The sequence below is a fragment of the Richelia intracellularis HH01 genome (assembly GCF_000350105.1).
Lineage (GTDB): Bacteria > Cyanobacteriota > Cyanobacteriia > Cyanobacteriales > Nostocaceae > Richelia > Richelia intracellularis.
In genome coordinates this window covers 1-25,872 of record NZ_CAIY01000028.1, presented here as the reverse complement: position 1 = coordinate 25,872, position 25,872 = coordinate 1, and the positions used below count along the sequence as shown (strand labels likewise).

The window sequence follows — 25,872 nt, the reverse complement described above, 5'->3', positions numbered from 1 at the left end:
ATGACTGTTATTACAATTTTGAAGTTCGGGGTTATTCAAAATAAACTTATACAGTATTATTAATTTGTTTTTTTGATTCTAAAAAATATTTGGTTAATATTCTGGTCTCAGAATAGGTGGGCTTGAAATTTGTGAACTAGGTAAAACAGAATATTTTTGATTAGGTGTGGCCGAAGTTAGGACTTTGATGAACAGAACACTTAATACTTAATTTTGCTAGCATGGGATAAGTCTCACAGACAAATAAGTTATATAACTTAGGCCTGGACTGCTGTTTATTTCCCAACAACTTTAAAGTAGGAGGTCAAGTTATAATTTTTTTGCAGCTTAAAGTAACAAAAATTTATGGGTAACTCTCTAGTACAAGCATTTTTAGTTGGCAGAGCAGTGGCTGAGGTTATTAATGAACGTCTAGAACATGCTGTCACTGATACCTTGAGCGAAATAGGCAAATTGGATGCCGAGTTAAAAGAGCAATTCAACCGTTTTGCTGAAGATGTTATGGAACGGGCTAATTGTTCAGCTAATAGTGATATTGCTAATGCTGGCCTAACAACCCAATCAGATTTAGAAACCCCTGATGTGCAAACCACAATTGATGAGCTAAGAGCAGAAATTGCTCTTTTAAGAACAGAACTACAAAATTACCGTAGTTAAATTTAAATAGGAAAAGATGGCAGGGTACTCATTCTTACTGTGCATTTAGCATTGTCTCAGGAAGTGAGTTTGTTCGGTGTAATCTATCCAAATCTTGGCTTCATCAAATCAGTCAACAGGATGATCTACTCTACTGGTTCTTGTCTGGCAATTACCTTGTGACAATACTTCCTGGGGACTATTGCACAGTACTATTTTCGGTAATTTGAAATAGCGTGTTTTTCCTTCCTAGCAGCTCATTCAATCACCAGCGGTAAGCAACACATATGGAAAATGGTTATACGGACAAGGCATACCGTTGGAATCGTGAAAATTACTCTGGTAAACGGCGCTTTGTAGACATTTGGTCATTTGTTTTGATCTTAATATTCAAACTATGGTTAAACAAAAAATCATGGAGTTATTCTGGTGGAATAACAGAAGCCAACTATACTGCCAGACGTAAAGAACAAGCAATTTGGATTCGTAATAAACTACTAGAATTAGGTCCAACCTTTATTAAGGTTGGGCAATTATTTTCCACACGTGCTGATATCTTTGCCGGTGAGTATGTGGAAGAATTAAGTAAACTCCAAGATAGAGTTCCAGCGTTTGGTTATGAACAGGCAGAAGCAATTGTTGAGCAAGAACTGGATCGGACAATTAACCAAGTATTTCGCAACTTTGAACCAGTTCCCTTAGCTGCTGCCAGCTTGGGACAAGTACACAAAGCAGTTTTACATACAGGAGAAACTGTAGTTGTTAAGGTGCAACGTCCCGGCTTAAAAAGGCTATTTGAAATTGATTTACAAATTCTCAAGGGTATTACATATTATTTCCAAAAACATCCAGCATGGGGCAAGGGTCGGGATTGGCTTGGGATTTATGAGGAGTGTTGCCGTATTCTTTGGGAAGAAATTGACTATCTCAAAGAAGGGCGAAATGCAGATACTTTTCGCCGTAATTTTCGTGATGAAGATTGGGTTAAAGTTCCCCGGGTTTATTGGCGTTATACTTCTTCTAAGGTGTTGACTTTAGAATATGTGCCTGGGATTAAAATCAGCCAGTATGCAGCTTTGGAAGCAGCTGGTTTGGATCGCAAGGTGCTAGCACGTCTAGGTGCTCAAGCTTATCTGCAACAATTATTAAATAATGGTTTTTTCCATGCTGATCCACATCCCGGTAACATCGCTGTTAGTCCTGAAGGAGCATTGATATTTTATGACTTTGGCATGATGGGGCAAATTAAATCCAATGTCAGGGAAGGATTAATGGAAACTTTATTTGGTATTGCCCAAAAAAATAGTGAGCGTGTAGTCACTTCTCTAATCAATCTAGGTGCTTTGGCCCCAGTGGAAGATATGGGACCAGTACGACGTTCTATACAATACATGTTGGATAACTTCATGGATGAACCCTTTGAAGCCCATTCTATAAGAGCCATTAGTGACGATTTATATGAAATCGCCTATGATAAGCCTTTTAGGTTTCCTGCAACCTTTACTTTTGTGATGCGTGCCTTCTCAACTTTAGAGGGTGTAGGAAAGGGTTTAGATCCCGAATTTAACTTTATGGAAGTTGCCCAACCCTATGCAATTCAGCTTATGACAAATATGAATGATTCACAGGGAAACACTTTTCTCAATGAATTAAGTCGCCAGGCTGTACAAGTCAGCAACACAGCCTTGGGATTACCAAGAAGATTAGAGGATACACTTGAACGTTTAGAAAAAGGAGATGTACGTTTGCGATTCCGTTCCATTGAAACGGAACGTTTACTACGCCGTCAAAGTAATGTTCAACTCAGCATGACTTACTCGGTAATTATCAGTGGTTTCACTCTTTCTGCCACGATTTTGCTGCTCGAAGATTATATATGGTTAGCGATATTTGCCGTTTTGATTGCCGCAACTGTATCATGGTTGCTCATTAGGCTACTTTTGCGCTTAGATCGTTACGACCGTATGTATTAATCATTTTGAAATCAATTTATGAAAATTAGTTTTACTGGTTTGAGCGATCCGGGACTAGTTCGTTCAAGCAACCAAGACTCTTACCATACTGATCCAGAAGGTCGATTTTTCATCATAGCTGATGGTATGGGAGGACATGCAGGAGGGGAAGAAGCTAGCCAGATTGCAACCAGAGAAATTCGACAATATTTGCTTAACAATTGGTATTCTTTAAGATCTGGACAGGAATTACTCCAAGAAGCCTGTTTTCAGGCTAATGAATCTATCCTCGAAGGCCAGAGGAAGCACCCGGAGTGTGCTGATATGGGTACAACTGTAGTTGTATTCATGATACGTGAGGGAGAATCTCCCTACCTTGCCTATGTGGGAGATTCCCGACTTTACCGCTTTCGAGACAAACAATTACAGCAAATTACTCAAGACCATACTTGGGTCGCACGTGCTCTAAAAATGGGTGATATTTCTCCTGAGGAAGCACGGACTCATCCTTTCCGGCATGTGTTATCCCGCTGCTTAGGTAGAGAAGACTTGATGGAAATAGATATCCAACCCTTAGAGATAGAAAAGAGCGATTATCTCTTATTATGCAGTGATGGCTTGACAGAGGAACTAGTAGATGAGGAAATAGCTGCTTGTCTTAGGGAAAACTCTTTATTAGAAAAAGCTGCTATGTTTCTAGTTGATGGGGCAAAAAAGGAAGGTGGTCGAGATAATATTACAGTGGTTATTATCAATTTTGAGGAATAACTTGGTGGTGTGTGGGGTTGCTCATCACACCATACTACATGATTTTTTATAAGAATTCTTTTCCCAAAAGATATTTATAGCCTAGTCGCAAAAACCTTAGAATTACTAAACGCCACATGGATTTATTTATCTATAATGGTATTTTTTCCTAAACCTAAGTATAATTGTTTAAGGGAAACACAGGCATACTTAGCATTGTGTTTGGGGTAATTAGTATTTTGTTCAGCCTGAGCTTTTTTCCTATATGCAAGTTGATAAAAATATTTTAGCTCCCTATTTATTTATATTTAAGTGGAGTATATGTTATTCATCAGAGGTTATTAAAATATTTCATATTCTCAGGGTTAGCCAATATACTTCTTTGCTAAAGCTCTGTAGTTTTTATTGATTATTAATGGCTCCCAATATCAGACTCCAGTTGTGCGGAGATAACATTAGTTGAGTCTGGATTAAAATGGTCCCCACATGAAATGTCCAAGATAATTAATTTACAGAACCATTGTCTATAGTCTTAGGAAGCTAATACTAGGGTTTTAGCTTCACTTTCCTGGAAACGCAAACTATAACTTCAACTAAATTACATCCAAATATTTTATTGTTTTTGGAGTTGATTCCATGAGTAATACCAAACTCTCCCTTGAGCAACAATTTAGCATCAGTTCATTTGCCGTTCAAGTACAGCAAATGAGTCATGAACAAGCAAAAGACTTCCTGATCAAGCTCTATGAACAGATGCTTATTAGAGAAGCAACTTACCAAGAACTTCTAAGACACGAATGGGGTCTAGACCCTGGTTCTACTTTGGTATAAACAAATCCCATATAGGCTTCACCATTCCATTTGACAGGTAACTATATCTTCTTCTATCGTATCCCTAAGAAAAAAAGGGTACAAGACTACTAGGGTAGTAAATCACAGATATTAATTAACCTTGTTCATATGATTACCACCAAGTATAATGTAAATATTATTGCAGTGTTATTCTGAGTTGCTGCCAAAAATTTGCTTCATCTGAAGTCATTTATATATATAACCATTCAAATAGGCAAATCAAGCATTTTTATAAAATCCAATACAGTTAAAGTGGAATTTTGAATTACTTGTACTACTTTATTTTCAAAAATTCCTAGTGTAGGTAGTTAGCATTTTATGGGACAAATAATAATATCAATTAAATTGAGTGCGAAACACCTTGAAATAGCTACACTCAAATGAGTGTACTATTTGAATAGCAAAAGTAGCTAAGTAATTTGAATAATGTTACTGACAACTTAAAATAAATAAAATGCTAACCACCTCAATTGTAATTTAGATAGACAAAATATAAAAAAATAAAATCTTCAAAATCAAGTTCCGTCATACTTTGCCATTTACTAAGGTTCTAAGATACAAAACAATCGACTCACTTTAAATTTGTGTTTGTTTCAATGACTCTGTTGCGTTTCTCTACCCTTATCTTTGGTCTAATCTTAATCATAGGGTTAAGTCTATGGCTAATTGATTCTCTATCCCGGCTACACTGGCAATTATCCTATTCTCCCTTATTGGGAAACTTATTGCTATTTTTATTAATCATTCTAATTGGGGGTTTAATAATAGTCTTTGTATACTATCTTTTAAGGCTAAATAGAGGTGATTTACCTTTCCATCGTGCTCGTAAACAAATTAAAATACCTGCAGGAAAATCAGAAGCAGCTTCTTTGAATCTAAAAGCTTTACGTCAGGAGTTATGCGAAATTCAAGATGAGATTACCCGCCAAGCAATACTTAGTAAATCCCAAGAAATTGAAGCCAATTTGGTACAAGGTGAGATTCAAGTGGTTGTATTTGGTACAGGAAGTGCAGGAAAAACTTCCTTAGTAAATGCAGTTATGGGAAAAATGGTGGGTAAAGTTAATGCCCCAATGGGGACTACTGTAGTTGGAGGAATATATCGTTTGCAATTAAAGGGTCTAGAAAGAAAGATTTTGATTATAGATACCCCCGGAATTATGGAAGTAGGAGTAGTGGGAACTGAAAGGGAACAGCTTGCAAGGAAACTAGCTACAGAAGCAGATTTATTGTTGTTTGTGGTAGATAATGATTTACGCTACTCTGAATATAAACCTCTGCAAACATTAGCCTCTATTGGTAAACGTTTGATTTTAGTTTTTAACAAAACTGATTTGTATACGTATGAGGATCAAAAAGCCATTTTAAAAAGTCTAAGGCAACGGGTAAATGATCTAATTCCCGCTAATAATGTAGTGGCGATAGCGGCTAGTCCCCAAGTAGTAGAGTTGGACAATGGGGAAGTATTTCAATCAGAGGCAGATATTCTGCCATTATTGCGGCTTATGGCAGAGATTTTAAGGGCAGAGGGAGAAAATTTAGTTGCTGATAATATTTTGTTGCAATCTCTAAAATTGGGCGAGGAGGTTAGAAAACTAATTGACTTGCAGCGTTTTCGCGAAGCAGAAAAAATAGTCGGACGTTTCCAATGGATTAGTGCAGGAGTAGTTGCAGTCACCCCTTTGCCTATGGTGGATTTGCTTGCAACTGCAGCAGTAAATGCACAGATGGTAGTTGAAATCGGCAGAATTTATGGTTGTGAATTAAATATGGAAAGGGGTAAAGAACTAGCCTTATCCCTAACAAAAACTATTACCAGTTTGGGGATTGTTAAGGGAGCACTGCAACTCCTTACTACAGCCTTGCAAATCAATGCTAGTACCTTAATTGTTGGGAGGGCAATTCAAGGGACAACAACTGCCTATTTAACTAGAATAGCTGGTAAAAGTTTTATTGAATATTTCCGCAATGATCAAGATTGGGGTGATGGGGGTATGGTAGAAATGGTTCAACATCAGTTTCAACTCAATCATCGGAATGAATTCATTCAAGCATTTATTCAGGAGGCAATTTTACAGGTTGTTAAACCAATAATGGATAATCAATCCGAAGTAACATTAGAAGATATTCACTCTTCCACATCAATAAAAACAAATAGAAAATGAAAGTTATATACATGTTAATACTATAAGTAAGTTTTTATAATCACGTAAGATATAATTCGCATTAAGATGTTAAATTCTATTATTAATAAAACCATTCTATTTTTTGATTTACTATTGAAGTAAATGGTTAATTCTTTATCTATAAATTACTCTGCTAAGGGGATAGGATTTAAAAAAAATGGATAGTTATTTACTCCGCAATTGATCTTAGTTATATGATGGCTAATAGGGGTTTATAAAGATATCAATAGATGTTTCAAACTTTAATAATAGAGGGTTATAGAAAATAATTTATAGTCATGGCTATTGAATATTCAAACTATTATAAATCTACTATAAATAAAAGCTCTTAACTAGCAATCTAATTGCTTTGAAGATTTGTGCTTCCTTCATAAAGCTGAGGTTTTGAAGAAGCTAGGAACTCATAAATGGAGGCCTTACATAAAAGAGATACTAACCATTCTGTGAGTTCTTATTAAATAAGATTATTGCCTTCATTTATATTGGTAATAAATTTGATAGTAGTTTAATTGATAATCTTACAAGGATTATAATATATAGTACTGCTGAGGTTATAGCAAAAATGAGAAGATATCACCTGAGAGTAGCAGTATTAAAAAGGATTAGTGGCAAGAAAATATAAAACTATCCAAGTTTCAATTAAAGCTCCAATATACTTCTCACTAATCTGATAATTACAGACCAATAATTTTTGTCTGATCTACAATAATTTAAATACATAATACTCGGTTTCATATTGAAAAATATCATATCTTAGATTTAATTAAAGATATGATATTTTGAAGTTTATTCTTTTTACTCTTGTTCCTGTTAATGATGTTATTAATTAACCTAACCCGCAATTGCTCATACTGAGATTTTAACTTAGTTTTCACCTGCTCTTTTGACATTAATACATTATATGTATGCCTATTTTCTAAGTAGAATAATAGCTCTTTCCGTTGATTTATATTTAAATGTATAGTAATGACATGGGAGCATTCCTGAGGCTCTTCCAATGAAAATAGTAATAGGTGATAATAGCCAATTTCTGATAACTTATGAATAATCCTATCAATCTTATTACTATTTGTATTTAAGTCCAGGTAATAAGATAAGCAACGATGAAATGTAGAGTCTTCCTTATAGAGAATAATGCCCCATAAAATCATAGGATATATATTCATCTTAGATATAAACTCTGTAAGTGTTGAAGTAGTATTAAGGAAAGTAGTAATTTCCTTACGAGGTAACATTGCCCAGAAAGTTGGAAATAAACCTTGTTGAGTATTTAGAAGACAAGGGAAAGCAATGACTCCTTTTGGTTTACTATCTGGCCATGTCTGATGCCAGCATTCTTTTGCAGTTAATGAAACTGCTGAAATTAATTTCACTGATTCTTGTTGCTTCGCTAATATACTTTCCGTAGGTATATTAATAGTCTGCTTAATTTCATTTAATGTATTTAAAATACTAGTAACATTTTGAGGACGAAAATCTACTTCTTTTGATAAGCAATGCTTGATTAAATTCTTCAGCTCCTCAGGAACTTTGACATCAGGATTAATTTCCTTAATATCAGGGGGTATTTGAAAGTGATGTACCTGATACCAATTTTCAAAAGATTGTACTCCCGGCGAAAAAGGATGTTTGCCAGTTAACATCTCAAACATAATTATACCCAAACTATAAATATCAGAACGTCCGTCTAATACTTTACGCCCTTCCATATATTCTGGTGAACAATAAGGTAAACTGCCTATAAAAGATTCAGATAATTTAATCCCAGTACGTTCTGTCATAAATTTAGCAATACCAAAATCAAGAATTTTGACAGTAGAACCAAACTTACCATCTTCAGAAAAAAATATATTTTCTGGTTTAATATCTCTGTGGATAATTGGGATAATTTTTCCTTTAAGCTTTACTCCTTTATGGGCACATTCTAAGCCTAAACAGATTTGGATGCATATATCTAAAAATTGTTTAATCGTTAAAGGTTTATTCTTCAGCATTTGTTTTAAATTTTTGCCCTGAAGATACTCCATTACATAAAAGGGGATATATTCTTCAGTAATGCCATAACTCAATAAACGCACAATATGTTGGCTCTTGCGTCCCAGTTGAGAACCTATAAAAATTTCCCTGGCAAAACGCTGTGATATTTGTTGATTAAATATGCTCATGTATAGGACCTTGACTGCTACTGGCATTCCACCTTTAGCTACATCTTCAGCAATGTAGACTTTACCCATGCCACCTTTGCCAATTAAATCTCTAATTAAGTAGCGGTTATTTAAAACAGTTCCAACATAATTGTCTGATTCATTCTCTTGCATTATAGTTTTATGAATACTAGTTTTTAAAATCTTCATGACTAGCAATTAGAATTTATGTTTAGTAATTAGAGATTATTTTTTGGTAACAATCACAACAATAACCTATCTATATTTTTTACAAAAAATGAAAAATGGTCCGCAAACATAACTTAGTTTGCAGACCCTGTGTAACACATTTATTTATACATATGTATGAGAGATTACACGTAACTGAATATAAAGATATTACTATTAATACTAGGTTAAACTAGTATATACACTTACTTATGTAGAGACTAGATAATTTAACATAAACTTAGTAATTATTGAAGTATAAGTAGTTATACTCTCAATCTAAAGGCTAAGATTTGAGTTTTTTGTATGGTTTGAAAATTATTATCACTAATGAGAATTAATGTTCTATCTCCTTTAGATAAATTAGGACCTAAAGTTAAACCCTCAATATTGTCTAGAGGTATATTGAGTTTTCTTAAATCGAGTAACAATTCTTTTTTTACAGGCTTTATTATTTGGGAGCTTGATTTTAAGAGGCTATAAACATTACTAATATCGGTGGCTCCCTCCAAGGAAAATTTGTAGATTCTAACGGAAAAGCCTAATCCTATTAGAGAGCGTTCTATACTAAGAAAATCTCCACTATCACTAATAGCTAATAAATCTGACAATCCACTGGTAAAAAGATGGGATATATTTAGTATTGATTTTACTGGTTCAGTTTGATACAGAAATTCTTTCTCTGGCTGTTGGTTAATTAGGTTATATTGTAGAATTCGACAAGGAGTACTAACTCCTGGCTTGGCTTTTGTACCATCTAGAATAAGAGCATTTTCACTAGCTGTGAATAAGTATTTTTGGTTGGGAGTAATAGTTAAGCTTTCAAAGGCAAGGTTATTACGAACACCTTGTTTCCTATTACTGCTAACTAAAAATTTGTTTGGGATCGGTAGCGAGTTTATTTCATTGCCAGACGCAAGGGAAAATTTTTTAATGAAGGGTTGAATTGACTGTTCAACATTTCCTTCTGAAGAAATATATATGTTTTCATTTTTAGTAAGGGCAATACCTTCCGCATCAATTGTACGCTTGTAAAAGCTTTGGCCTTTAATATTTAAAAGTGTAGTTACTCCAACTGGTCTAACACCTTTGTCTACGAGATGACCCTGGGAAAGATCAATTTTTAAGGTATAGAAACGAGCCGGATATTTCTCGCTACGGTCATCTGATATAGCATAGTAAAGGTCGTTATTCGCATCATAAGTAATTCCTGATAATCCCCCCAATTCAGTTCCCTTGAAGCCTAAGCCTGTGGGTAATGTTGCACTCCCTATAAATCTAATACTATCCGCTTCCGCAGCAGATATAGGTATACAAACTGCTAATATTCTAATTAATAAAGTACAAGTTACTATAATCGAAATCAAAAAATAAATAAATTTTGGTATGCACTTAGTGCTTCTGATTATTTTCATAGATAGCTATTACTGATAGCGCAAATTAGCATAGTAAATCTATATTTGAAAATAGCGGAAAGACAGAGGGTCTCTTTATACCTACTTAGGAGTGCTCTGATGGAATAATTTGTAAAGAAGATGGAAAATCAGGAGATTGCTCCTGAAAAAACTTGAATAACCACTCTTTAACGCTATAAGTTGCTCTACAATCATCTTCATTATAGAGTTGGATTGTCTTTATCAATGTACGGTTTCCTGTTTTTAACCACTCATCATACCAGTAAATACACTTGGCCCCACTTGCTTCTGGATTATGCCATTTAAATCCTAACCAACGAGCAACTGCTTTTAATGCGTAACTTTCCACAGGTAATGTGACGTTTTGAATTAGATATTCATATATATCTACCAATCTATTTAAAACTGGGTATATGTCTTCTTGGGGTGTTTTATAAGTCTTACTTAGGCGCTTAATAGTATCACATTCGTACACACAAAAGTGGTAAATTGGCGCTTGTGGATATTGCCAAACTAAGTCTAAGAAATTCTGCCACACTGATTCCTCATCTTCTGGTGTTTCAGCAAAAAAAGAATAAAATTTTTCGGTGTGATTCTGTTTATCAACAACTAAAACACCTAGGAGGTAATTTAAATTTAAGTCTGGCTGTGCTTCAATATCAAAGTAAAGCTCTATAGTATGGTAAAACTTGAGCTTATTTAGCTTGTCGTGATTGAATGATAAAAGTGTTGGACGACATTTAATAGTTGATTGGGCTTGCACTATTAGCTTTGTTGCTGCTTGATAGTCAAAACCAACTAGATTTCCCAAGACATTGGGATTTGCATCAGCAAGGGTTTGTAGTGTGGTGATGCTTAATTCCTGGAGTTGTGTATAACGGGGTGGAGTAATTCCAGGCAACAATGACAAATGCTGTTGAGATTTCGCGATCGCATAACAATCACTATACCAATGGCAAAAATTACACCTCTGTCTAGAAATAAACATTTCTGGTGCATCATCTTGTTGAAGAGAGTTAATAAACTCGACTAAAATTGCCTCCATTTGAGGGGTCCACTTTCCTAGGTCTACTGGGTAGTAACCTTCCTTACCTCTTAGTATTAACCACCCAGAATCAACTTCCGATTCCTGTAGCTTCATCAAAATATAAGCATGAAAAGCAACTGCCACTTGGTATTCTTGTTTGGGGCGCCTGCCCAACTCAATACTAGCTGGGGCGTAGTACCAGCTGCCAAATTGGGATTTACCAGGTTGTTTAATTAAGAGATGAGGATGGCTGATCAGGGTAGAATTCGAGGTATAGTTTGTTGTTATAACTCCCTTATGAATATATTCCACCCCCTGATGCATTAACTCCACAGTTGCCTTATGAGCTAAATACAAATTCTTTCGGGGGTATTGTGGATATTTGTAGTCAAACTTGGATAATACACTCTTTTGATGAGTAGCCTTATCTTGTTGCAACTTGTAAAGTAAATCATTCCTAGGGCTTACCCAGTTTTTTTTGCTATGGATATCTAAAAAAGGCCGGCGCTTACAACGTTGGTATTGTAGCAGCAGTTCAGCATTAATAAGCATTCCTTTAAGTTAAAAATAAATTTACATTCTTGCTTGGGAAAATTTAAGACAAATAGAGCTAAATATTGTAATGGAGGAGAAAGAAAACCTGAATCTTTTTCAAAATATCCTGATTTCTCGAAAACTTTCATAGACTATGAGCTTACGATTATTCTGATATAGAAATTTAGACAAGACAACTCTATGAATTTAAAAAATGTTTTAGAGTAATCCCGATTATGAAATCTTAGAATACACTTGTACCCATTTGAAAATCTAGCTCATTGGGTGATTTTAATACAAAAGTCTCATTTAACTTAGTTTGTACAATAATCATCAAGGTCTATGAATATCTTAGATATTTATCACCAAAAAATCAGACTAGCAATTTTACATAAGTAAATTTGTAATAATATATAAATTTACTTATGTAAAATTGCCACTAGGTAATTAATTTCTCTTCACTAGGGTTGTCTGTCATGCACTATTATTTTCACATAGGAAAAGTATACTCCGGGAAGTAACTTATCTTTATAGCTATATGGCATTCTCTTGGAATCTTTACTCTTGACTATTATGTTTGAAACAGAATTATTTTTTGTTGTTACACTGGTGTTGTTTTGCTTCTTAGCTGTTCGAGAATCTTCAGTTCTATCTATGATTTTTATAAGCTTTCCACTTAAAAATATATTGGTATAAAAACTTATTTTGATTGTCAAATTTCTAATAGTTATATTCGATACAAGTAATATGATTTGCCACTTGTATTTGGAATCGGATATTTCTCCGCTCTTATTTATGAACTAAAATGTGGAATGTGCCTTTAGTAACCAATTTCTGCATCAGGACAATAAGAAGGTAAAGGTTATAAACGATTCAGATATAAGTAATCATAAACCCTAACATAGCTTACCTGAAGAAAGTCCAAGTTCAAGATAGTAAAAGTAAATGATTCAATTAGAAAATTACCGCCAAGAGTTTCCAGCCTTAGCCAATAAAAACTACTTTAATTATGGTGGCCAAGGTACGTTGCCCAAAATAGCAATGAATACTATTAGCCAAGCACAAGAATATATACAAAGTACTGGGCCCTTTGGATCTGAAGCGAAAACCTGGATTGATTCAGAGAGAAAAGCCTTGCGAATAGCTGTTGCATCAGAGTTAAATGTCACTGAAAATACGGTCACTATTACAGAAAATGTGACAATGGGTTGCAACATCATCATGTGGGGAATAGATTGGCAAGCTGGTGACCATTTGCTAATATCGGATTGTGAACATCCTGGAGTAGTAGCAATATCCCAAGAAATTAGCCATAGGTTTAAGGTAGATATAAATACCTGTTCGCTAATACCTACTTTGAACAATGATAATGCAGTTACTATAATTCAACAAAACTTACGCCCCAATACCCGTTTGTTAGTATTAAGCCATGTATTATGGAATACTGGTCAACTTTTGCCTATAAATGAAATTGCAGATATTTGTAATATTAATAAAACTCTATTGTTAGTAGATGCTGCCCAGTCCATGGGTATGTTACCCCTAGATTTACATTCATCTGGAGTTGATTTTTATGCATTTACAGGTCATAAGTGGTTATGTGGTCCGGAGGGAATAGGAGGGTTATACATAAAGGCAGAATCTGGGGAAAGACTCAGACCGACTTTTATCGGGTGGCGCAGTATAATTGCCAATTTTCAAGAAGAACCCATTAGCTGGCAAAAAGATGGACAACGTTATGAAGTAGCAACATCTAGCTATTCTCTTTATCCAGGCCTCCGAGAAGCAATTAATATCCATAAACAATGGGGTACTTCAACAGAACGCTACCATCAGATATGTGCAAATTCAGAGTATCTGTGGTATCGGCTTGCTGAAATTCCCCAAGTTCAGTGTTTACGGACAACTCCTCCAGAAAGTGGTTTAGTCTCGTTTCAAATTAGTCATAGTAAGACATATACAAGTAGTCAACTAGTGAGATTTTTAGAGTCTGAATGCAAAGTTTTTTGCCGTTATATTATAAAACCTAATTCCATTCGCGCATGTGTTCACTACTTTACCTCAAAGTCAGAAGTAGATAAACTTATTGAGGGAGTAATAGGTTGGATTGAGAGAGAAAGAAAATCATAGGAGAGGAATTAATAACTATATCTTGCAAGACAAAATACAAATAACCTTAAAATCCCAACTGTTTAATACCCTCTAATCATATGCAATACTAAATTGCTTTTAGGACACTCTAATATTAAATCAAAGTTTAATAATTCAATATCTCTGTATAATAAACCTACTTATGGAACTATGCTAGTGCTTCATCATCTAAAAGAATAATAATCTACTCTTTTTAGTGGTATTTGGATAAGTATTTTACATTTTTCCTTGAAGAAAAATGTAAAATAAGTACTCATTTGTAAAAATCAATATTAATCGATTATGTAACCTTGCATTTGATATTAGTATGGAGTTTACTTTAAAAGTAAATTATTTTATAGAATTTCAACTTAAATTATAGATTTTTCATTCATAACCATTATCGTTGAGCATTTGTCCTACTGCTTACTACTTCCTAACAGGGAGTAAAATTATTTCCACTCCTACAACCTCTAAAAATTAATGTCAGGAACTACATAGAGGTTCTTACAAGCAATCCAATGGTATACAAAAAAAACAATTTAACATCTAACATAGAAAGACCAATCATTTACATTGCCATTAGCAATCATGGATTTGGTCATACAACACGCACTGCTGTAGTTGCTAACACTATAAAAAAACTATGCCCGGAGATTTTAGTTATTATAGCTACAACAACCCCTAGATGGTTGTTAGAAAGCTATATTGACGGATACTTTATTCATCGTCCTCGTGCTTTTGATTTGGGTGTGGTACAAGCAGATTGTCTAGCTATGAATAGGCAAGTTAATCTGGAAAAGCTATTGGAGATTCGTCAAAATCAAAACTCAATTATCTCCTCAGAAGCTAACTTTATTCGTCAAAATCGTGTCAACCTTATTCTTGCAGATATCCCCTTCTTGGTTTCCAAAATTGCGAGAGTAGCTGATGTTCCCTGCTGGATGATGGGTAACTTTGGGTGGAACCTAATTTACCGAGATTGGGGTGGAGAATTCCTAGAAATTGCTGACTGGGTTGATGAATGTTATTCCCAGAGTAGTCGTTTGTTTCGCCTTCCCTTCCATGAAGACATGTCCATCTTTCCAAATATCACCGATGTTGGCTTAATAAGTAGTTCCCCTCGTTATACAGAAGAGGATATCCGTTCTATTTGGGGAATTGATACTCCTCCAGAAAAAACTATTTTGTTTACCTTTGGCAGTTTTGGCTTAAAATCCATACCTTACAGTAACATAAGACGTTTTTTTGGCTGGAAATTCATTACTTTTGATAAATCAGCTCCAGATTTACCAAACCTAATTAAAATAAATGATCCCAAGTGGCGTCCTGTCGATTTAATGCCTGTATGTGGTAGGCTTGTTTCTAGGCCAGGGTTTAGTACCTTTGCAGAAGCTATAAAACTGGGGATTCCAATTGCTTCAATAACAGATGGCAGTTTTGCTGAGGCTGCATTTCTACTAGAAGGTATTGTAAATTATAGTCATCATCAAATTATTACCCCAGAGGATTTATTTAATGGAAGCTGGGATTTCCTTCACAAACCTCTCATACCACCATGTAAGTCAGAACCAATTGCTAAGGATGGTCATGAGATAGTTGCTAGAAGTATAATCACTTGTATAAAAAATTAATCAAAAATTTTGATTAATGGATTGAAGACTTTTAAGACAAAGTTTTAGAGTTTAAATAAACTACTTTTAAGGTAACTGTAGGGTTTAAACCAAACATAGGTATAAACATAGGCAATCTCCTGGGAAGGCATTCACCATTGATTATTTTTGGATGTATTAACAAAAAAATTGATCTGGTAACTAAAAACATTGTGACTATATCTCAAGCATCGTAAATTTATATTATTTATAGGGAAGGTAACTCCTAGAAACCACATATGCTTAAACTCATATGTGGTGAACTCAACTTTTAATCCCGACTTACTATCCAAAAATCATAATCTAATTGACTTTAATGGAAAAATCTATTCCTCTTTCTACAAGGCTAATATGACTATATTTGCAATCTTTCTCTTCTGATTGTTGGTACTATTCTGCTCAACAAAGGTTGTATTTAAAATTTATAAGATTTTCAAATCCAAAATAATTTATGATAAGTGCAAAGTAGTCCTTTAAAAATATCCTAAACAAACACTGTAAAAGTTATGAACAGCCTATAATCTATGATTATATTTATAGTGGTGATTTGATATGCTGGTAAGATTTTCAAAAATAGGGGAAAGATATTAATCGGGAAATGAATAAACAAAGATGATAGCTTGTAATCACTAATACTATAATATAGAAGTTATATTTAACGGCAAATTTGAATTAGGATTCACTAAATAAATTATGTTTATAGAGTCATGAACTAAAAACCCCAAGTATGTTAACCAAGTGTTTTAATCAAGAGCAAATTTTCTAAAAATAGCTAGTAATTAATGTAATCGGAATCGGATGTGACTCACTACCAAAAACTACTTAAAATTCCTACTACAGGTAATTCATTATATAATGCAACCTCCGAAATTACTACAGTAGTTACTGAATCTGGAGTAATAAAAGGGATTTGTACATTGTTTTTACGTCATACATCGGCAAGTTTGATTATACAAGAAAATGCTGATCCAGATGTTTTATTAGACTTAGCTAAATTTATGTCACAGCTGGTACCAGAATTGTCTAATTATAGACATAGTGCAGAGGGGTCTGATGATATGCCAGCTCATATCCGCACTGCTATTACTCATACCTCAGAAAATATTCCCATTAATAATGGCCATTTAGTTCTTGGAACTTGGCAGGGAATCTATATTTGGGAACATCGCCAACAGAATCACTCTCGAGAATTAGTAGTCCATATTTCCGGGTGAGGTTTGTGGTCACTAATTATTCTTAAATCCTACCTAGAGAGTCTTTCTCTTTTCAAAAGAATTTGTACTTTTGTTGTTGCGTATATTCCTTCCCAATATATGCTGGATTTCACTTTATATGATGATAAAATCTATTTTTTAGATTTGGAATATTTCCTGGAAAATTCAAATTTATAGTACATTATTAATGGTTTGTGATTACCATATATTGATCAATAAAAAATATCAAAATACTTGTTGAAATTTTAGCTAATTCTAAATCAAAGGTAAACATTTTATTTCTGTTGCTTGTATTTCATGCTTTATAGATTAATATTCACTAACTTGGGCCGATAGCCATTTATCTAAATAGTCACTACTGACTTCATTATTATTTTTATTACTAATTGTTTCTAAGTAGGAAATATCTTTTATTTTATGCATGCAACCACCAGTAAAATTTTGATTAGAGCTGGAATCTGTAGATTGTTTGAGTTTCTCTAATTGCGTCTGTTGTATTTTTGTCGGACGTGAATGCTCTTTGAGTAAGCGATTATAAGTTCGATAAGGAATATAGTGTAAAGGGTTATATCCAGCAAAACGCAATATCAATACGCAAGCCCAAGAATACTTTCCAGCCAAAATAGCTTCAACTAATTGGTCAAATTGCTCGGGTTGAATGGATTTAGATACATTGCTATTTCTTCCAGAATTATTTTGATGCATAATTAGGGTTTTATTTAAAAGCAATAGACTAATCGGACGATTTATAGATTTAAAGTAAGTAGTAAGTTTTATTTACATAAATATTACTTACTTTGTTAATGCGAAAAATATTCTATTAATACCATAAAAATATTTACATGATAATCTTAGGCTTTAGCTATCTATCATCACTAAAAATTCTTGTGAATAGCTAGAATTTAATGATAATAAAATCATCGATTTAATCATTATAAATATCCGGTAAATATCTTCTATAGGATAGTAGATTATATTTTTATAGCCTCTAATTTACATGCTTAATATTACCTCCATTCTATTAATTTAATAAAATAATTACCAGAACTTATTAAAGTAATTAATTTTATGTTCAATTCATTAATTATGAATTTACCAAAGCTAATTTTCACTTTTATGATGTATAAGCTAACAAGAATGATTCTTTCTCTACAATCTTATTTATTTTGGCTATGATTAGATGAGCAATATCAACCATTTTTATTATCTATACTAAAATTATTAAAGTAAATCAAAATAATTTACTATTTATAATGAGATAATAAAATAAAATATATAGTCTTTATCCTAAAAATACTTTTAATGATTCATAATACTTTTAATGATTCATAATACTAATATTAAGTATTTAATATTAGTAATTTATTTATAGGATAGTCAGTACTTTTATCTATTTTACTAACCATATTAGTAGCTATGATGTAAATGACACCAAAAACTGAATATTTTTGTATATCTGAGGCCCAGCAAAAATAATTTTTCCGTAAGCTAATCAGGGATTTAACTGTATAAGATACAATTATTTTTCCATGATTTGATATATCAAATAAAATCAGACTTCTAGTAAGTATTTTTTGGCTGATTTACTATGTATTTTTATTAATATTTGTAGCTATACTAACCTACAAATCCTTAATAAATAAGTTATTACAATAGCAATTATACAATTTTTTTACTTTATCTAAAAAGCACTTACACTATTTTGCACAATCTAAATAAAGTATTCATAGATTAGCTATTGTTAGATGCAGTCTTATCCCCTTTAAATATCTTTAACTACTAATGTTTAATAAGTGATAGCCACGATAAAAATAAACCCGTATACTAATTTTCTCAAGTAGTTTACATGTAAATATTGTTAGTCACTGTTAACAACATTTATATTTATACAAGTATTTTCTCTTTATGTCACCTGTTGATATTACTATTATTTTATAGAATGCATAAAAGTTTTGATACTTTTGCCTGACACTATAAAGATTTTAAAACTATGCAGAAGATTGCATTATGATATGAGCTTTATGCAAACTGAAATTAGTATAAACTTACTGAGAAAAATCTTGATATTAATTCAACTGCTTGAAATTATACCTAGTTTAATTTTGTAATGAGATGCTAATAAATAATTAGCATCTAGCAGTAATTCTATTGAGTTTATTTACATCTCATTATAAAATTTTGATTTGTAAATAATTCTTGTAAACTCAATAGAATTACTGCTTTTCTTAAATATTCTAAGCTTTGTACGAGTTATGGTATTTGTACTTCAATTCATAAATAATTATGATTAGTTTTTTTGAAGCTTTAATAAATTTAGTCAATATTTTATTGTTAAGAGATTTCATTCATAATTCCCTTCGTAAAATAAATTTCACAAAGTTTTGATGGTTTATATTTTTAAGTATATTTATGGAAAAAAATAGGCTAATTTGGTATTCCTATAAATATCAAATTCTGTAAAAATTAGAATTAAACATATAGATTACTAAATATCTAAGTAATATAATTAAATTATATTACTTAGATATTTACTTAAAGGTTAATATATAAAAATATGTATTAACTCATTAACATTTTTACCTTGAAAATGTTCGATAATTGATGTTAAGCACTAGTATATTTCAAATTAGATAAATCAAGTTATTTTATAATTATCTAGCAAATTTTCTTACTATAGAATTCGTTGCTTTATCCAAAATTCATATTCTCCTTTGATTAATTAGAGTGTGGGTAATTAATATTTTATTGACCTCCATATAGGCTAATTACCATAATTTTGATTAGTCTCGTATATCGAGAGTGTAAATTTTAAATGAGTGGATATATGCTTGTAAATCTAGCCTTTACCATAGCCTCTTCAAAAGTAAACTCATTATGTATGGTAATATTCTAGACAATTGTACCAGCAAATATCTAGCATTTTTAGTTAACTATACTTACTTTTAGATTCAAATATGGAGGGCATATTTTATATATATATTATAGTCATCAGTAAAAAGTTATTCATTACTAGGAAAATACAAGTCAGTAATTTACTTTACCAAATTTGTTTTTTCCTGGTCTTCTAGCACACATAATACTAATTATCTGTGATTCCTATAAAACTTATACTTAAATAGTTTGATAATTCCGGATACTTTGTCAAAAATTTCATGACCTGCTAAATATTTATTGTTAAGTATTAATAATATTTAAACTTCATTCTAAGAATCTAATTATAAAGAAAAAGTAGCTATATTGCATTATAATATCTCAGTTATTATTTTTGGGAGATCGAAATTTTGCTTTATTAGAGGTGTAACAGGTTAATCCTGGGAAGTGTAGCTGCACAATGATATAGCTAAAGCAAACAGAAATTTTCTTCTAGTATTTAATGTCAACTAGTCCTGCTCTGCCTGATTTATTGCTAATAGCCTATATAGTAGTTTTAAAATTATTAAAATATTACCTTAAAAAAATTCTCAAATATAATAGCAATTTATAATTAATTTTCCGTTTTAACCATCGATTAAATCAATAATTTAATCGATGGTTAAAACGTTGTAAAATACTTTAAGTCTTCATTCTCTTAAATTCCTAGCACTACAAAAGTTGAATACAGACATTTCTATTAAAAACTAAGGGCCGGAAAATTAATTATTAACAATTCTCTATATAGCAATTAGAAATATATATAGCACGTTTTGGAATCAAATGTCTTTTTATAAGCCGCGTGAAATTACTTTTTGTTTTTTTTAAATCTTTGATATTTTGAATATTAATTAGCAACATTATATATTGCCCACTTGCAATTATTTCAGAAATAGTTTTCCGATAGTCATTATATTATGATGTTGCTTGTATACAAGCTATTTCCTCAATATTTTTACTTGTATTTACAAATTACTATTACAGTGTATTATGCTATATTCACAGTATTTACTTAATACTAATAAATTTTAATAAATGATTTTTTAAGTCTGAGCAAATGTCCTGAGCTAATTATAATCTTATGAGATCATAATCACAGTATCTGGTTTTCTCAACTTCCTATAATAATGGAATCATAACTAATAAGTTTTGAAAATTATTTGTTATTGGCTACAATACTAGTAGTTACGGCAATGGTATCGAACATGTATAATTAAATTTTGCCTACGCCTAGCGGATAAAATTTTAAATAATCTGACTCATTTCCCAGTCATTAATAAGTTTACTAGTGTATATACACTTATAAAATCACATGGTTCATTTTGCAATAATTCAGTTCTGTAGAAGGAACCTGTACACACCTGAGCGCAGTATTTTTCTTGAATCTTATCTTTCTATATTCTTATATGCGAATATACTTTGTCTTTTGTCATTAATGCTCCAACATAATGTATAAATCATGTACAAATCTTTATAGAATTTATAACTAATAAATAAAAATAATTAAAGGAACATTTTCATTTTTTATATTCCTATACTAGATACCCTAGGATTTTAGATAAAGTTTTGTAAATTATAAACAAATACAATTGGAAATTTTCTGCAGAATAAGACCTAAGGTAATACAATCAAGTTTAGAATAATTCACACATTTACATAAAAAGACTAGTAAATATGTCTGATCTTAATAGGGGAATTATGAAATTCCAGGGTGCAGATTCTCCCACCCTAGTTATCATCTCAACTCTACTATTGTTGGGCTCAATCTCGTCCCTAGTTATTTGGGCATTACAATCAGCCTACGTAGTTAATTAACTAGTTGTATTTTATCTTATTAATTATTCTTTCCCTAATACTATCTACACAGATAGTATTAGGGAAATCGCGAGCCTAACATGTGCCAATGGGCAATAGAAAATGTTAGATTGTAGATTTTCAAAATGTAAATCTAGAATCCCGAATCAGATATGCTAGAACCTTGGGGTTACCTAATTATTTTGATTGTCAGCCCGGTATTGGGCGCATTACCACTTGTTTCCTGGATAGTAAAGGCTTTAACAGGTAAGCAGTTGGTACATATTGGTACTGGTAATATCAGCGTATCAGCTGCATTCTATCATGGTGGCACACTAGCAGGAATTGCAGCAATTTTGTCAGAGGCCTCTAAGGGAATTGGGGTTGTTCTAATTGCCCGTGCGTTTTTTGGTCAAGGTACTTCTTGGGAGTTAATTGCCCTAATTGCCCTAGTGATAGGCAGATATGTAGTGGGAAGAGGTGCTGGTACAACTAATGTAGTGTGGGGCTTTATGGTTCATGACCCCTTGGCAGCAACATTTGTATTTTTACTAGCAAGTATTAGCTTTATAATAGTCCGTGATCGCCAAATAGCAAAGTATGGTGTGTTGCTTCTATTTCCCATCATTGAATTGCTTCTACATGTTGAGGATATGCCAAGAATTATGGCAGCAGTTATCCTGGCGGGATTGTTAGGCTGGATTTATAGCCAGATTCCAGACGATTTTGAACTTTCTATAGGAGAAGCAGAGCAGGAGTCCCAGGCAGCATTAAAGTTCTTTCGTGGCGATTATAAGCTTCTATCCCTAGATGATAAATTGGATGAATCAAGGGTAGGGCATAAGGCGGCAAGACTGTCGGAAATTAGGCGCTGGGGTTATCCTGTTCCCCAAGGTTGGGTTCTCTCACCCTATGATGATCCAGAAATTCTGATAGAAACTCTTTATCCCTCAGAATTATCCCCTTTAGTTGTTAGATCCTCTGCAATTGGTGAAGATTCAGAACAAGCTTCTGGTGCAGGACAGTATGAAACTATTTTGAATGCCACCACTAGACAGAGATTAAAAGAAGCAATTTCCAGAGTTAAATTGTCTTATGAAAATCCTAATGCAGTTCAGTATCGTCAATCCCTCAGATTGAAAGAAACTGCTATGGCAGTGTTGATTCAGCAACAAATTCGGGGAGTCTTTTCCGGAGTGGCATTTAGCCGCGATCCCATGACTCAACAAGGGGATGCTGTCGTAATAGAAGCCCTCTCGGGAAATCCTAATGATTTGGTTGAAGGAAAAGTTACCCCAGAGCAATACCGCGCTTTCGTAGTGGATACAGCAAACTTTTCCTTTGTGCAATTAGAAGGAGAGGGCAAAATTCCAGCAGTTTTAATTAAACAAGTTGCTTACCTGGCTCGTCATCTAGAAGATAAGTATCATGGTATTCCCCAAGATGTTGAGTGGAGTTTTGATGGTCAAACCCTATGGGTTTTACAAGCCCGTCCTATAAGTACCTTGTTACCCATTTGGACAAGGAAAATTGCTGCAGAGGTTATACCTGGTATTATTCATCCACTGACTTGGTCAATTAACCGACCTTTGACTTGTGGCGTTTGGGGGGAAATTTTTACCCTTGTTCTAGGTAGAAGCTCTTCTGGTTTAGATTTCAATCAGACAGCTATCTTACATTATTCCAGAGCATATTTTAATGCCTCTTTACTAGGAGCTATTTTCAGGCGTATGGGATTACCACCAGAAAGCCTGGAATTTCTGACTAGAGGAACAAAATTGAGTAAACCACATCTCACTTCTACATTGCAAAACCTTTCTGGATTACTACGACTATTCGGCAAGGAATTAACCCTGTTAAGAGATTTTCAAAGGGATGAGAAAAAATACTTTGCCCCTGGACTATCTCAATTGGCAGAAGAGTCCATAGATATACTTGAACCCCAGGATATTTTATATAGAATTGATTCCATTCTAGATTTATTACATCATGCTACTTATTACAGTATTTTTGCACCTATTAGTGCCTCATTAAGGCAGATGTTATTTAGGGTCAAGGATAGTGAAATCGACAATAGTTTCACCCCAGAAATATCTGCATTAAAAAGCCTAAATATATTAGCTGCATCTGCTAAGGTCATGTTCCCGGAGTTTGATCCAGAAACCTTATTTGAAGATTTGGCTCTTTCTGTGAAAGGACAGGAAGTTCTGGCTGAGTTTGAACAGTGGTTGCAAAAATATGGTTACTTGAGTGAAGTGGGAACAGATATTGCTATTCCCACCTGGAAAGAAGATCCTTGCTCAGTAAAACAACTATTTATGCAGATAATTCAGAGATATTCTAGCGCTCCTAATCAAGAGTCTTGTGTAAAAACAAGTAATGGTTTTGTACAAAAACGAGTAAATCTGAAAGGGAAAGTTACAGAAACTTATTCTAGACTTCTAGCTGAATTACGTTGGTCATTTATTGCACTAGAGCAATTCTGGTTAGAATCTGGGGTTTTATCAGAGCAAGGAGATATATTTTTTTTGGAACTTGCAGAAATCAGATTATTGATAGAATGTAATGACTTAGAACTAGTTCAGGGGTTGCAAAGTAAAATTAGGGTTAGACGATCAAAGAGGGAACAAGATAGCCAAGTCCAGACTGTACCATTATTGGTATATGGTAATTCCCCATCAGTACCCATTGCTCCTTCATCTTTTTACTCCAGTCAAATTTTACAAGGTATTCCTGCTAGCCATGGGCAAGTAGAAGGACGTATTAAAGTCCTACGCAACCTCGAATTTTTACCAGAAGTTAACCAAGAAACAATTTTGGTAGTACCTTATACAGACTCTGGATGGACACTCCTCTTAGGACAAGTAGGAGGGCTGATTGCAGAAGTTGGTGGAAGATTATCTCACGGTGCAATCATTGCTAGGGAGTATGGTATTCCTGCAGTTATGAACGTTCATAATGCTACCTCTTTCCTTAAAGACGAACAATGGGTACGAGTTGATGGTTCAAGAGGTTTGGTAGAAATATCTGACGATCCCAGACCATGTTAAAAAAATAATAGAAATACAAAATATATATGATATAGGTAAAACAAATACACAATTTTAGATATAAGGTCTATACAGCCAAGTCGTACTAGCAGGGTTGAGAAACCCCAAATACCACATAACACAAATACTACATAATAGTCCTAATTTTTCATGAACCTCAAAAAACATTAAATATACTAGGTATAAAACCCATATCTAACGTTTCCTTAGTATTTTTAACTAATAAACTTTCCCCGTTAACATACATTTAAAAGCAATCCCTACATTTTAAATTATCCTTATTACCTTTTTTTCAATAAAGCTGAGTACTACAATTAATAAACTGATGCTATTGCTGCTTTCGCATAAGAGGAAACCCTAACTTTTCTCGCTGCTCCAAATGGACTTGTGCTATTAACCTTGATAAGTACCGAATCTTTGTAATGTAACGCGTCCTCTCTGTTACAGAAACCACACCTCTTGCATCCAGAAGATTAAAAGTGTGGGAGCATTTGAGTATATAATCTAGGCTCGGCAATACCAAACCTTTTTCAGCCAACTGCGATGCTTCTTTTTCGTAGATCTCAAATAGCCTCTGCAACATCTCTGGGTTAGAAGCCTCAAAATTGTAAGTACATTGTTCTATTTCACCTTGGAGATGTATATCTCCATAGTTAATATGATCTGTCCACTTAATTTTCGTAATTGTTTCCACACCTTGTAAATACATTGCTAATCTTTCCAGCCCATAGGTAATTTCAACAGATACCGGATGACAATCAATGCCCCCACATTGCTGAAAATAGGTAAATTGAGTCACTTCCATCCCATCCAACCATACTTCCCAACCTGCTCCCCAAGCACCTACAGTTGCATCTTCCCAATTATCTTCTACAAATCGTACATCATGGTCTTCGGGATAAATATCCAAAGCTCGTAAAGAATCTAAGTAAATTTCTTGAATATTCTCTAATGATGGCTTAATAAGTACTTGGTACTGATAATAGTGTTGGAAACGATTTGGATTTTCCCCATAACGTCCATCTGTAGGGCGACGACATGGTTCTACATAGGCAACGGACCAAGGTTCAGGCCCTAATACCCTTAGAAAGGTATGTGGATTTTTGGTCGCTGCACCCTTCTCCATGTCATAGGATTGGCCTATCAAGCAACCATGCTGACTCCAGAAATTATTTAATATAGATATTAGGCGCTGAAAATTCACAACAACATCCCCTATTCCCTTAACTAAATACTAACAACTAAAGTTATGAATTCTAAAATACCCGCATTACCTAAATCAGTAATTATCTAAACTTCCCAACTATTCAGGTTTTGCTACGTTGGAATTTATAGTAAGACTTGATAATCGTGGATATTTAGTAAGACTTGATAATCGTGAACATATTTTTTATAAAAGGT

At 33.4% G+C, this 25,872-nt stretch carries 15 protein-coding genes; 10 read left to right on the top strand and 5 right to left on the bottom strand.

What is annotated here, in order from left to right; translation table 11 throughout:
• Nucleotides 1-345: 345 nt before the first annotated feature.
• The 5 genes from RINTHH_RS03130 (at nucleotide 346) to RINTHH_RS03110 (ending at nucleotide 6,352) form a co-directional block, all read left to right on the top strand.
• Complete coding sequence (locus tag RINTHH_RS03130) at nucleotides 346-657, top strand: DUF6825 family protein (protein ID WP_008232776.1); 312 nt, start codon at nucleotides 346-348, stop codon at nucleotides 655-657.
• A gap of 266 nt (nucleotides 658-923) precedes the next feature.
• A complete protein-coding gene (locus RINTHH_RS03125; RefSeq protein ID WP_008232774.1) occupies nucleotides 924-2,609 on the top strand; it encodes an ABC1 kinase family protein in 1,686 nt (561 codons plus the stop codon).
• Between the two features lie 18 nt (nucleotides 2,610-2,627).
• A complete protein-coding gene (locus RINTHH_RS03120) occupies nucleotides 2,628-3,356 on the top strand; it encodes a Stp1/IreP family PP2C-type Ser/Thr phosphatase (RefSeq protein ID WP_008232772.1) in 729 nt (242 codons plus the stop codon).
• 615 nt (nucleotides 3,357-3,971) lie between these two features.
• A complete protein-coding gene (locus tag RINTHH_RS03115; protein ID WP_044304485.1) occupies nucleotides 3,972-4,166 on the top strand; it encodes an NblA/ycf18 family protein in 195 nt (64 codons plus the stop codon).
• A gap of 617 nt (nucleotides 4,167-4,783) precedes the next feature.
• Nucleotides 4,784-6,352, top strand: a complete 1,569-nt coding sequence (locus RINTHH_RS03110; protein ID WP_008232769.1) for a YcjF family protein — start codon at nucleotides 4,784-4,786, stop codon at nucleotides 6,350-6,352.
• A 767-nt stretch (nucleotides 6,353-7,119) separates the two neighbouring features.
• Here the strand turns inward: RINTHH_RS03110 and RINTHH_RS03105 are convergent.
• The 3 genes from RINTHH_RS03105 to RINTHH_RS03095 form a co-directional block, all read right to left on the bottom strand.
• A complete protein-coding gene (locus tag RINTHH_RS03105) occupies nucleotides 7,120-8,691 on the bottom strand; it encodes a serine/threonine protein kinase (RefSeq protein ID WP_044304481.1) in 1,572 nt (523 codons plus the stop codon).
• Between the two features lie 320 nt (nucleotides 8,692-9,011).
• Complete coding sequence (locus RINTHH_RS03100; RefSeq protein ID WP_008232766.1) at nucleotides 9,012-10,160, bottom strand: esterase-like activity of phytase family protein; 1,149 nt, start codon at nucleotides 10,158-10,160, stop codon at nucleotides 9,012-9,014.
• Nucleotides 10,161-10,245: 85 nt separating this feature from the next.
• Nucleotides 10,246-11,739 carry a TM0106 family RecB-like putative nuclease gene (locus tag RINTHH_RS03095; protein ID WP_008232765.1) on the bottom strand — a complete coding sequence of 498 codons (1,494 nt, stop codon included), beginning with the start codon at nucleotides 11,737-11,739 and terminating at the stop codon, nucleotides 10,246-10,248.
• A gap of 927 nt (nucleotides 11,740-12,666) precedes the next feature.
• Between RINTHH_RS03095 and RINTHH_RS03090 the strand changes: the two genes are divergently transcribed.
• The 3 genes from RINTHH_RS03090 (at nucleotide 12,667) to RINTHH_RS03080 (ending at nucleotide 16,717) form a co-directional block, all read left to right on the top strand.
• Entirely contained in the window at nucleotides 12,667-13,851 is a 1,185-nt protein-coding gene (locus tag RINTHH_RS03090) for an aminotransferase class V-fold PLP-dependent enzyme (protein ID WP_008232764.1), read from the top strand.
• 521 nt (nucleotides 13,852-14,372) lie between these two features.
• The gene (locus tag RINTHH_RS03085) at nucleotides 14,373-15,485 is read left to right on the top strand and encodes a hypothetical protein (protein WP_008232763.1); all 1,113 of its coding nucleotides are present in this window, start codon (nucleotides 14,373-14,375) and stop codon (nucleotides 15,483-15,485) included.
• A gap of 818 nt (nucleotides 15,486-16,303) precedes the next feature.
• The gene (locus tag RINTHH_RS03080; protein ID WP_008232759.1) at nucleotides 16,304-16,717 is read left to right on the top strand and encodes a secondary thiamine-phosphate synthase enzyme YjbQ; all 414 of its coding nucleotides are present in this window, start codon (nucleotides 16,304-16,306) and stop codon (nucleotides 16,715-16,717) included.
• Between the two features lie 309 nt (nucleotides 16,718-17,026).
• Here RINTHH_RS03080 and RINTHH_RS03075 read toward each other — a convergent pair whose 3' ends face one another.
• The gene (locus RINTHH_RS03075) at nucleotides 17,027-17,422 is read right to left on the bottom strand and encodes a HetP family heterocyst commitment protein (protein WP_044304480.1); all 396 of its coding nucleotides are present in this window, start codon (nucleotides 17,420-17,422) and stop codon (nucleotides 17,027-17,029) included.
• Nucleotides 17,423-21,301: 3,879 nt separating this feature from the next.
• Here RINTHH_RS03075 and RINTHH_RS10350 point away from each other — a divergent pair.
• The gene (locus tag RINTHH_RS10350; protein WP_008232756.1) at nucleotides 21,302-21,442 is read left to right on the top strand and encodes a hypothetical protein; all 141 of its coding nucleotides are present in this window, start codon (nucleotides 21,302-21,304) and stop codon (nucleotides 21,440-21,442) included.
• A 152-nt stretch (nucleotides 21,443-21,594) separates the two neighbouring features.
• Nucleotides 21,595-24,471 carry a glycerol-3-phosphate acyltransferase gene (locus RINTHH_RS03070; RefSeq protein ID WP_044304479.1) on the top strand — a complete coding sequence of 959 codons (2,877 nt, stop codon included), beginning with the start codon at nucleotides 21,595-21,597 and terminating at the stop codon, nucleotides 24,469-24,471.
• 328 nt (nucleotides 24,472-24,799) lie between these two features.
• On the opposite strand, the gene glyQ is transcribed toward RINTHH_RS03070, so the two are convergent.
• Nucleotides 24,800-25,675, bottom strand: a complete 876-nt coding sequence (gene glyQ, locus RINTHH_RS03065; RefSeq protein WP_008232751.1) for a glycine--tRNA ligase subunit alpha — start codon at nucleotides 25,673-25,675, stop codon at nucleotides 24,800-24,802.
• Nucleotides 25,676-25,872 lie beyond the last annotated feature (197 nt).